The organism is Streptomyces mashuensis (genome assembly GCF_014654785.1).
Classification (GTDB): Bacteria; Actinomycetota; Actinomycetes; order Streptomycetales; family Streptomycetaceae; genus Streptomyces; species Streptomyces mashuensis.
In genome coordinates this window covers 294003-304942 of sequence record NZ_BNBD01000008.1, presented here as the reverse complement: position 1 = coordinate 304942, position 10940 = coordinate 294003, and the positions used below count along the sequence as shown (strand labels likewise).

4 protein-coding genes are annotated in these 10940 nt (G+C 76.5%); 1 reads left to right on the top strand and 3 read right to left on the bottom strand.

Features of this window, described 5'->3' with window-relative positions; translation table 11 throughout:
• Window positions 1–140 precede the first annotated feature (140 nt).
• A complete protein-coding gene (locus IE305_RS20755; protein ID WP_190131166.1) occupies window positions 141–638 on the top strand; it encodes an ATP-binding protein in 498 nt (165 codons plus the stop codon).
• 268 nt (window positions 639–906) lie between these two features.
• Here the strand turns inward: IE305_RS20755 and IE305_RS20750 are convergent, their stop codons facing one another.
• The 3 genes from IE305_RS20750 to IE305_RS20740 form a co-directional block, all read right to left on the bottom strand.
• Window positions 907–2391, bottom strand: coding sequence for a PfaD family polyunsaturated fatty acid/polyketide biosynthesis protein (locus IE305_RS20750; RefSeq protein ID WP_190131193.1), 1485 nt, complete (start codon window positions 2389–2391; stop codon window positions 907–909).
• Between the two features lie 86 nt (window positions 2392–2477).
• Complete coding sequence (locus IE305_RS20745) at window positions 2478–4961, bottom strand: hotdog family protein (protein ID WP_190131165.1); 2484 nt, start codon at window positions 4959–4961, stop codon at window positions 2478–2480.
• 10 nt (window positions 4962–4971) lie between these two features.
• Entirely contained in the window at window positions 4972–10932 is a 5961-nt protein-coding gene (locus IE305_RS20740; RefSeq protein WP_190131164.1) for a type I polyketide synthase, read from the bottom strand.
• Between the last annotated feature and the right edge of the window lie 8 nt (window positions 10933–10940).

Below are 10940 nucleotides of genomic sequence, written 5' to 3'. Positions count from 1 at the left end.
CCGCCGACAAGTACGGCTCCATGGACAACGTCAACTCCGCCTACTGACGGAGAAGACAAAATGCACCGCCGATGGGCGGCACCCACCCCGGGTGCCGCCCATCGGCGTTTCTCCGTTCGTCCCGTCCCTACGCTGATGCCATGAGAACGGGCGTGGAAACAGTGGCAGAAGCACCGGAGCTCGCCGTTCTGGTCGGGCTCCAGGCATCGGGGAAGTCGACGTTCGCCGCCCGCGTCTTCGCGGGCACGCACGCGCTGGTGAGCAAGGACCTCTTCCGCCGTGCCCGGCACCGGCAGCGGCGCCAGATGCGGCTGGTCGACGAGGCGCTGTCGCAGGGCGTGCCCGTCGTCGTGGACAACACCAACCCCTCGCCCCACGAGTGGACGCCCCTCGTCGAGGCGGGCCGGGCCCACGGGGCGCGGGTGGTCGCCTACTGGTTCCCGCCCGACGTGCCCGGCGCCCTGGCCCGCAACGCCGCCCGGGAGGGCGTGGAGCGGGTGCCCGACGTGGGCGTGTACGCCACGCTCAGGCGGCTGCGCCGGCCGTCCCGGGCGGACGGCTTCGACGCCGTGCAGGAGGTCACGTTCGACGGCCGCGGCGGCTTCCGCGTACGGACCCTGGAGCACGGCGGCCCGTGATCCGCCGGCCGCCCCGCCCTCCCGGTGCACCTGGCAGCGCGCCCGTCAGCGCACCCACTCGTACGCCTCCTCGTCGTCCCAGTCGGCGTCCCGGTCGTCGTCGAGGAGGTCCAGGATCTCTTCCTCGGTGAGCTCGTGCTCGTTGGGCTCCGTGGTCCGCATCATGCCTCCGCAGCGGATCTGATCCAGCCGTTCCGCCGCCATCCTCACCCTCCGCGGCCCGCCGTTCGACTCGGCGTGGTGCCTCCCGCGCTGTTCGGGTGACGGCCTACGCCACCGGGGGAGCCGGGACGCGGTAGTCGGCGCAGGCGGCGGGGACGCGCACCCCGGTGGCCCGCAGGTGCGCCAGCCGCGTCTGGTACGCGGCGCCGCGCATCAGGTGCTCCGCCACGGCCGCGACCCGGCGGCCGGCGGGCGGCGCCAGGGGCGTACCGGCGGCCCAGCCGTTGAAGGCCCCCATCGCCGGGCCGCACCACACCTGCCAGTCGGCGGCGCGCCCCGGCTCGCCCGTCACCGCCCACCGCGACGTCATGCCCAGGTACCAGCGGAACACCAGGGCCATGCGGAACTTCGGGTCGCCCTCGGCGCGCGCCAGCCAGTCCGGGTGGTGGGCCTTGAGGTACGCCGCCGTGTCGTCCCAGGTCCGCTCCAGGGACTGCTGCAGGACGCGGTCCTCCAGCCGGCGCCGCTCGGCGGGCGGCAGCTCCTCCAGCCCGCCGTGGTCGCGGTACAGGCGCAGCAGCAGCCCGGCCCGCGCAGGGAACATCGTGCCGCGCCCCAGGACCTGCACCTGGACGCCCTGCTCGAACATGTCGGCCGCCGGTGCCATGACGCAGTCGGCGATCCCCGCGCGTGCCAGCAGCTCCTTCACCGCGGGCGAGGTGTCCGCCTCCACGGTGGCCTGGTTGACCGAGCCGGTCACCACGTAGTCGGCGCCCAGCGCGAACGCCGCCGCGACGGCGTACGGCGAACCGAGCCCGCCCGCCGCCCCCAGATGCACCGGCGGCAGCGCGCCGGGGCCGTGCTCCCGGGCGACCCGTGCCCGGAGCCGTGCCAGGGCTGGCAGGAGGACGGCCAGCGGCCGGCGGTCGGTGTGGCCGCCCGAGTCGGCCTCGGCGGTGACCGCGTCGGCCAGGGGCACGTGCCGCGCGAGCTCCGCCTGCTCCGCGGAGACCCGGCCCTGCGCGCGCAGCCCGGCCACCAGCGCCTCGGGCGCGGGCCGCAGGAACAGCTCCGCCGTCTCCTCCCGGGAGACCTTGGCCACGACCCGGTGCTCCGCCCGCACCGCACCCGTACGGTCGCGCCGCAGACCGGCCAGCCGGTAGCGCACCACCTCCGGGGTGAGCTGGACGAACGCGGACGCCTCCACGCACCGCACCCGGTGCCGCAGGCACAGGTCCACGACCGTCCGCTCCAGCCGCGGCGCCGCGGGGCTGTGCAGCAGGTTGCAGGCGTACGGGCCGTCGCCGAGCTCCCGGGCCAGCGTGGCCAGCGACGCGTCGAGCCGCTCCTCCGGCAGGCCCGCCGCGCCCAGCACGGCGAGGCACCCGGCCCGGGACAGGGCGGCCACCAGACGGGGGCCGGAGATCCCGCCGGCCATGCCGCCGGCCATGTACGGCAGCCGCACCCCGTGCCGGAGCAGGAAGTCCGGCGCGCCGAGCCGTTCGGGCGGCATCGCCCCGGCCGTGGCGAGCACCTCGGCACCGGGCGGCGGCACGTGGCACATCCCGACCGCCCCGCCGGCCCGCACCATGTGGCAGGGCAGCTCCAAGGCCGACAGGACGCGGTGGACGCCCTCGGCGTCACGGTGCACGGTGTCGCGCTGCACGCCGCCGGGCCTCACCGGGGGTCCTTCCGCCCCGCCGTCGGCCGGGTACCGAGGACGATGTTGCGCACGTGGTAGATGCGCAGGTCGTCCCGCCACACGCTGCCGTCCGCACGGATCACCAGCCGGCCCCCGCGCCGGCTCACGCGGCGGATGTGCACCTCGCCGCGGACCTGCCGGTCCCCGGGGAGGATCTGCGCGCCGTAGTCCCAGCGCAGCTCCTCCCCGGCGACGAGACCGAACTCCGTCCCCGGGCCCGGCAGCACGTCGGCCGGCAGGGTGTGCAGCGCGAACGCCTGCACGGCCTGGAAGAGCATCTGCACGCCCGCCGAACCGGGCATGACGGGATCGTGCGGGAAGTGGTGGGCGAAGTACCAGTCGTCCGGACGCACGGGCTTGGTGCACAGCACGTATCCCGCGCCGTGCTCGCCCCCGTCCGGCACCAGCGCCACGTCCTCCAGCAGGGCCAGGCGGCCGGTGCCCAGCCGCTCGTCGCCCCGGGCGTCGAAGCGGCGCAGCCCCGCCGGCGGCCGCGGCCGCCGGTCCAGCCACGGCGGGACGCACCGTCCGCTGTCCATGCCCTGTTGCAGCTCCAGCACCTCCTGCGTGAGGTAGCCGTGCAGCGCCTCGCCCGCGTAGAACACCTCGCCGCCCGTGCTCAGCTCGAAGCGGTAGCGGTGCAGCGTCGCGCCCGGCAGATCGGTGACCGACAGCACGGTGACGCGCTGTGTGACGGCCGTGCCGCGCGGGTCGGTGTCGCGCAGCAGCGTCCCCCTGCCGGTCAGGTTGCGGCACACGTACGGCTCGTCGGGGTGCTGGAACGTCACGCCCAGCACGATGCCGCTGAGCAGGCCCGCCGGCTGGAGCGAGATCTCCATCAGGGCCAGCGCCGGCACGCCCTCCGTGCCGTTCTCGCGGCAGTACCAGGGGTCGGCCGGCATGTCGTACTCGGTGACGCCGTACGCGCCCGTCCTGTCGGGGCTGTCGCCGTTCCCGACGTCGACCCCCCGGTCGATCATCCGGAAGTCGCCGCGGGGCAGCCGGGGCCGTACGGCGCACGTGGGCGCCGGTACGCCGCTGATCGTGGCGAACGTGGCCATGTCGCCCTCGGACGCGTGCGCCATGTGCAACTCCGTGAGGAACGCCGGGCCGCCGGCCGCCGTCAGCCGCAGCCCGATCTCTGCCGCGTGGAGCAGCGCGTCCTGCTCCGGCCGGCCGTACACGGCGACGCCGACGTCCCAGAGGCGGGCGACCGGCGTTCCGTCCTCCGCCGTGACCGTCGCGTCCGCCACGAGGAAGGGGCGCGGCACCCAGCCCCGGCCGCTGACCTCCACGCAGATGCGCAGCTGCCCGGCGGGCGGCCGGCCGAGCAGCTCCACCCGGGCCCTCGTGTCCGGCAGCGGCACGGCGTGCGCGCGCGGCAGGCACAGGTGCATGCCCTGGCGGAAGGCGTACACGCGCAGCGCCTCGGTGACGGCGCCCCACAGGACCGCCCACGCCGCCGCGTCCCCGCCGACGGGGCGGGTGGTGGCCGTGACCGTGCCCTGCCCCCAGGGCCCGCCGCCCGGCGTCATCGTGTCGACGCTCTCCAGCAGCCGTTCCGGCCAGGGCTCGGGCCGTGAGCCGGGCGGTACGTGCTGCTGCCCGAAGGCGTCACCGAGGACGTCCGCGACGTCGCCGCGCCCGAGCGCGTCCAGCGCGCCGGCCGGCAGCCGGCCGACGGTGCAGTGCACCGGCGGTTTGAGCTCCGGAGGGAACGGCGGCACCTCGGGGCGGGCCGGGGGAGCCGTCCCCGGGGGCAGTGCGGCGACGGTCAGGAGGAGACGGCCGTCGCCGTCCCGGACGAGACAGGAGCCGCCTGCTTCCCCCGCCGGGCAGTCCGCCCGCAGCGGCGGGGCTGCGGAGGGCGGCAGCCCGTGCCAGGTGACCTCCAGGGGCCCGTCAGGGTCGCCGGCGGACCGGGCGAGGCGGTCCGCCGCCGTCCGCAGGAGCACGAGCGGCCCGCCCAGCCGCCGCCACTGCTCGGAGTCCGGAGCGGCGGGTACGTCGTCGGCGGCCGGGCGGCCGGCACCCGCCTCACCGGAGGCGGAGACGGATGCGGAGGTGGCGGAGGCGGTGTACGCGGACCACTCCGCCTTGAGGTCGTTGAGGGCCCGCCGGACGTCGGTCCCGCCACCGGGCGCGGTGCTGTCGGTCCGCTGAGGTGCGGGCCGCCGGGGGACGGGCACGGGCGCCACCGGCGCCGGCGGTGCCGCCGCCGGTGGCGGCTGCGGTGTGGCGAGGCGCCCCAGCCGCCACGCGTCGATGGCCCGGTGCGCCTCCAGGACGGCGGTGTGGGCCTGCTGCACCTGCCGCGCCATGCGCTCGGCCAGCAGCACGGGGTCGAGGGCGGCGGGGCCCGCCGGGAGAGCGGCCGCCGGGGGCATGACGGGCGGGGGCGTCACTGCTGCCGGGGGCGTCACTCCGACCGGCGTGCCCTCGAAGCCGAGTTCGTCCATCGCCGTCACCTCATGCCCGCCGGGCGGTGCCGGGCGCGAACGTGGCCAGCATGCGGACCGCCTGGGCGTCGCTGAGGTCGAACATCCGCAGCCCCGTCCACTGCTGGAGGACGGTGCCGTCCGTGGCGCAGGCGGTGACCGTGCAGTGGGTGTCGAGCACCGACGTCCTGTCGAGCTCGGCGACCACCACGAACGGTTCGTCGTCGGGCAGCGGCGCGTACAGGTCGACGCCCTCCGCGCTCACGGGGATGCCCCCGCTGCCCTTCAGCCCGTGCGTGAGCAGCGCCGCACCCTGGAGCAGCAGGTCGGACAGGACCGGGTTGAACAGCCGGCCCGCGTACGCCCCCGCGGCGAGCCCCGGATCGCGCAGCCGGGCCGAGACCACCAGCCGCTCCTTTTCCTGCTCCAGCACGTCCCGGAGGCCGGCCAGGGACGGGCCGTGGAAGATCGTCCGCTCCGTGTAGCACGGGTGCGGTGCACCGGTGAGCCCTTCGTACGCGGGGAGTTGCCGCCGGGGCGCGGCGCCGGGGGCTTCGGCGCACAGCACGAGCGCCTCGAAGTGCGTCAGCGTTCCGGGCCCCTGCTCGCTCAGCATCCGGGCCCGGAAGGCTTCGGTGCCGCCCTCCTGTTCCTGTGCCTGTGCCTGTTCCGCCGGCTCCACCTCGAGGCCCAGCCGCCGCGGCTGGGAGCCGTTCAGGTAGAGGCCCCGCCCGATGCGTACGTCCCGGCAGCGGACCACCGGCCGGCTCCCGCCCGTGGCGCGTTCGACGGTGTGCAGCACGGCTCCGAGCAGCACCGTCATGGGCACCAGCGGGTGGCCCGCCATGCAGTGGTCGCGCAGCACCGGCTCGTCCTCCAGGCCGTCGAGCCGCCGTACGGCGGTCAGGCCGCCGGCGGGCACGTCGCCGGACCTCCGGAACCACGGGGCCAGCGGCCCCACCACGGTGACCTCGCCCTGCGGATGGCCCGGGCCCATGACGTCGCGGAAGGACGCGGTGCCGGCGTCGCGCGTGAGGACGGGCACCCCGGCCTGCTGGAACATGCCCTGCACGGGGGCCGCCATGCCGCCCTCCCACGGCCCCCAGACGACCGGCGCGACCCGCCGGTCCGGGTGCGCGGCCCGGACCGCGCAGGCGTAGCGGACCATCGCCTCGTTGGCCATGGCGTAGTCGGCCTGCCGGACGTTGCCCCACAGGCCCGCCACCGAGGAGAACACCACCAGGTGCCGCAACCGCTCCTCGTCCAGGGCGTCCAGTACGTTCTGCAGGCCGCAGAGCTTGGTCCTGACGACCGGGTCCACGGATTCCGCCGTCATCTCCGGCAGGGGGAGGTCGCCCAGCACGCCGGCCCCGTGGACGACGCCGGTGACACGGCCGGCCCAGGGCGCCAGGGCGGCCCGTACGGCGGCGGCGTCCCGGACGTCGGCGGCGACGTACTCCGCGCGCACGCCCCGCTCGTGCAGGGCGGCGAGAACGGCAGCCACGCCCTCGTCCGTGGCGGGCCGGCGCCCCATCAGCACGTACCCGCACGGTTGTTCCGCCGCCAGCGCCTCCACGCACCACGCGGTGATGCCGCTCGCGCCGCCGGTCACCAGCAGGGTGTCCTGCGCGGTGAGGACGGGGGCGGGGCCGGGGTGCGACGGCAGCAGCCCCGGGGGACGCGGGCCCAGGTCCGGGGTCCACCGCCCCTCGCCGTCCCGGCCCACCTCCAGCACGTCCGTCGCCACGTCCGCGATCTCCTCCAGCAGCGCCGCGCCGGCCGCCTCGGCGTCCAGCCCGGGGGCGAGGTCGAGGGCGCGGCAGAACACCGGGGTGGACTCCAGCACCACGCTCTTCACCAGCCCCGCCAGCCCGCCGGCGAGCGCCGCCGCGGGCCGGCCGGCCGTGCCCCGGTACCCCAGGCCGCCGTCGAGCCGGGTCACCGTGACGAAGGCGCTCCGCCGGCCGGCGCGGGCGGCCTCCAGCAGAACGGCCCGGGCGCGCTTGGCGAGGAGCAGGCCATGGGTCAGCCGGGCGACGGCGTCGTCGGTGGTCGCGGTGGGCGGCAGCTCCAGCGGCAGCAGGCACAGGTCGACACGGAGCGCCTGGCCCAGGACGGCACCGATGTTGTGGCGCAGGGCACCGTCCGCCCAGCTCTCCAGGGCACGGGCCCCCGGCCCGTCGGCGGGCACGCCCGGCACCGTCAGCCGGTGCAGATCCCAGCCCGCCGCGGTCAGGGCCCGGCCGAGGACGCCGCACAGCTCCCCGCCGTCGTCGAGCATCAGCGCGCACGGCTGCTCGGGGTACGCGTCGGCGCGCACGTCCACCGGCGGCAGCGCGCGGAGCGTGACGTACGCCCGGCCCAGCGGCAGGCCGCCGGTCAGCCGCAGCCCGGAGCGGGGCGCCGTGAACACCTCCTTCAGCATGGTGGTGAGATCGCCGACCGTACGGGCCTCGCTGAACCGGAACAGCTCCTCACGCTTGATGACCGGGTAGCGGCGCCAGACCTCCGCCGCGATCTCCACCTGCTTGAGGGAGTCGATGCCCAGGTCCTCCTGGATGTACATGTCCGGTTCGAGCATGTCGACGTCGTAGCCGGTCTTCTCGGCGACGATGCGCCGGCACACCTGCTCGGCCTCCTCCGGGTCGATCTCCGCCAGGTCCGTGACGGGCCGGTCCGACCCGCTGTCGTCGGCCATCAGCGCGGCGAGAGCCGACCGGTCGTCCTCCTCGTCCACCGCCGAGGGCGGCGGCTCCTGGCCGGCGGCGGCGTCCTGGGCGGCCGGCGCGTCCTGTGGGGAGGAGGGCGCGGGCAGGGCCGTGTCGACGACGGCCGGCAGAGACGCAACCGGTGGCGCGGGCAGGGCCGCCCCTTCGGCGTCCGGGCCCCGCAGCAGTCCGGTGACGACCTCGCCGGCCCGGGTGTGCGCCGCGCCCACGGACGCGCTGTGCTCGCTGATCGCGGTGACCGCCGCGGCGAGGGCCGCGTCGACGCCCTGCCCGTTGCCCGTCCCGGCCCGCAGCAGCTCCACGAGCTGCCGCTGGGTCGCCAGCTGCCCGTCCAGGTAGCGGACGTGCGCCTCCAGGTGCTCGGCGGCGGCGCGCGCCAGCGGATCGTCGCCCGAGCCGGCGGGCAGCGCCCGCACGGCGCCCGCGGCGGGGCCGGCGTCCGCCCCGAGGGACTTCTGGCGGGCGAGCACCGCGAAGTTGGGCCCCTCCAGCAGCCGGGCCACCGGCGAGGGCGCCGGACGTGCTTCCGGCGGCGGCGCGTCGTACCGGTTGACCCCGGTCACGGGCAGCCCCAGCACCGCCAGGCGCAGGGCCGCCTCCTTCAGCGCGGCGGCGCCGTCCCCGCTGCCCGGACCCGGGTCGCAGGAGAACGTCTCCACCGCGTCGCCGCCCGGCGCGCGCTCCACCAGGCGGCTCAGCGTGGTGCCCGGCCCGAACTCGACGAAGACGCCGAAGCCGTCCTCGCGCATCCGCCGCAGCGCGGCGGCGAACTCCACCGGCCGTAGCAGCTGGTCGACCAGGGTCCGCCGGTCCGCCTCCGCGCCCCGCCCGTACGCCGCGCCCTCCGTGCCGGCGTGCACGGGCAGCCGGGGCGCCGCGAAGTCGACCCGGGCGCAGGCCTCGGCGAACGGGCCCGCGGCGTGCCGGACGAGTGGGGTGTGGAACGCGGCGGCGACCGGCAGCCGCTTCGCCGGTACGGCACGCTCCAGGCAGTGGGCCACGAAGCGTTCGACCGCCTCCGTGGGGCCGCCCACGACGTGCTCGTCGGGGGCGTTGCGGTTGCACACCGTCAACGCCGGCTCGGTGGAGAGGAGTTCCGTGACCGTGTCCTCGGCCGCGCGTACGGCGGCCATCGCGCCCGGGTCGGCGCCGGGGTCCGGCTGCCGCTCCATCGCCTCCCCGCGGGCCCGCGCCAGGGCCGTGAACGCCGCGTCGGTCAGGACACCGGCCGCCCACAGGGCCGTCAGCTCGCCGAAGCTGTGGCCGAGCACGCCGTCCGGGACGAAGCCCAGTTCGCGCAGGTAACGGAACTGGCCCATGGCCAGGGCCCCGATGGCGGGTTGCGCGTACGCGGTCCGGGCGAGCTGCGCACGGGCCGCCCGCAGCGCCTCCTCGCCGCCTCCCGGCGGCGGGAACACCGCGCGGGCCAGCGCACGGCCCGGAGGGGACGCCGCGTCGGCCTCGTCGAAGGCCGCCCGCACCGGCGGCACCGCCAGCAGCGCACGCAGCCCCATGTCCGGGTACTGGCTGCCCTGCCCCGCGAACAGTGCGGCGACCTTCGTCCCCGCGGGCAGGCCCGCACGGCGGAAGTGCACGCCGCCAGGCAGCCGCCACCGTTCCTCCTCCGCCCCGCCCGTACGCAGCTGTTCGACGGCAGCCGCCAGCAGCTGCGCGCGGTGCTCGTCGTCCGTGGCCACGAAGCCCAGGCGCGCGTGGTCCGCGGGCACGCCACCCTCCGTACCGTCCAGGTCGGGGGCGCCGCCCTCCAGCAGCTCCAGCAGCGCGCCCGGGTCGGGCGCGTGCCACAGGCAGGCCCGCGGCACCCGGTGCAGCACCCGCTCCTCCCGCACCTCCGCCGGGTACTCCTCCAGCACGGCGTGGTAGTTGACGCCGCCGAAGCCGAAGGCCGACACGCCGGCGCGCCGCACGGGCCGCGCCGGGTCCCGCACCCAGGGCCGGGCCGCGGTGTTGACGTACACGGCACCGTCCTCGGTGACGGCCGGGGCCGGTGTGCCGACGTTGATGGTCGGCGGCAGGAGGCGCTGGTGCAGGGCGAGCGCCGCCTTGATCAGCCCGGCGGCGCCGGCCGCCGCCTTCGTGTGGCCGATCTGCGACTTGATGCTGCCCACCGCCACGTGCCGGGCCTCCCCGGGCACGGCCATGAGCTCGTTGAGGGCGGTGACCTCCACCTCGTCGCCGGTGGGCGTGCCCGTGCCGTGGGCCTCCACCAGCCCGACGGACGACGGCGGGCAGCCCGCGTCGTCGTAGGCCCGCCGCAGGGCGGCCGCCTGGCCGTCCTTGCTGGGCGCGTAGATGCTCTTGGCCACGCCGTCACTGGAACTGCCCAGCCCGCGCAGCACCGCGTAGACGCGGTCGCCGTCGCGCTCGGCGTCGGCCAGCCGCTTGAGCGCGAGCATGCCGAGACCCTCGCCGATCAGCGTCCCGTCGGCCTCCGCGTCGAACGGCCGCACCCGGCCGCCGAACGACAGGGCGGGCGTCTTGCTGAAGCACATGAACGACACGATGGAGTTGTCCGCGTCGCACCCGCCGGTCAGCATGAGGTCGGCGCGCCGGCAGAGCAGTTCGTCCACGGCGGCCCGGAGCGCCGCCAGCGAACTGGCGCACGCCGCGTCCACGGTGTGGTTGGCGGCCCGCAGGTCGAGCCGGTTGGCGATGCGCCCGGAGACGACGTTGCCGAGGATGCCGGGGAACGAGTCCTCCGTCCACCGGGGGAGCTGCCGCAGGTACGCGCGTGCAGCCTCCTCGGCCTCCTCCGCGGACGCGCCGCGGGCCCGCACCGCCTTGACGAGCGGCGGCGCCAGCAGCCGGGCGGCCAGCGGCATGAGGGTGGTGTTCGTGCCGCACACGCCCAGCACCACACCCGTACGGTCCGGCTCGTACCACGGGTCGCGGCCGCGGGCGCCGTCGCGCAGAGTGTCGCGCGCCACCATCAGGGCGAGCAGCTGGACCAGCCCGGTGGAGTCCAGGGTGCGCGGCGGCATCCCGAACTCCATCGGGTCGAACACCACGGGGGAGAGGAAGCCGCCGCGCCGGCCGTACGTCTTGTCGGGGGCGAACGGGTCCGGGTCGTAGTAGTCGTCCGTCTCCCACCAGGCCGCGGGCACCTCGTCGATGCAGTCGCGGCCCGCCACGACGTTGTCCCAGAACGCGCGGACGTCCTGGGCCTTGGGGAACATTCCGGCCAGCCCCACGACGGCCACCGGGTCCTGGCAGAGACGGCGATCGAACTCCTGCGGCGCCACGCGCGACC

Excerpts from the sequence above, each read along its gene's own strand:
- IE305_RS20755 (WP_190131166.1), top strand. The coding sequence starts at position 141 with ATGAGAACGGGCGTGGAAACAGTGGCAGAAGCACCGGAGCTCGCCGTT.
- IE305_RS20750 (WP_190131193.1), bottom strand. The coding sequence starts at position 2,391 with ATGGTGCGGGCCGGCGGGGCGGTCGGGATGTGCCACGTGCCGCCGCCC.
- IE305_RS20745 (WP_190131165.1), bottom strand. The coding sequence starts at position 4,961 with ATGGACGAACTCGGCTTCGAGGGCACGCCGGTCGGAGTGACGCCCCCG.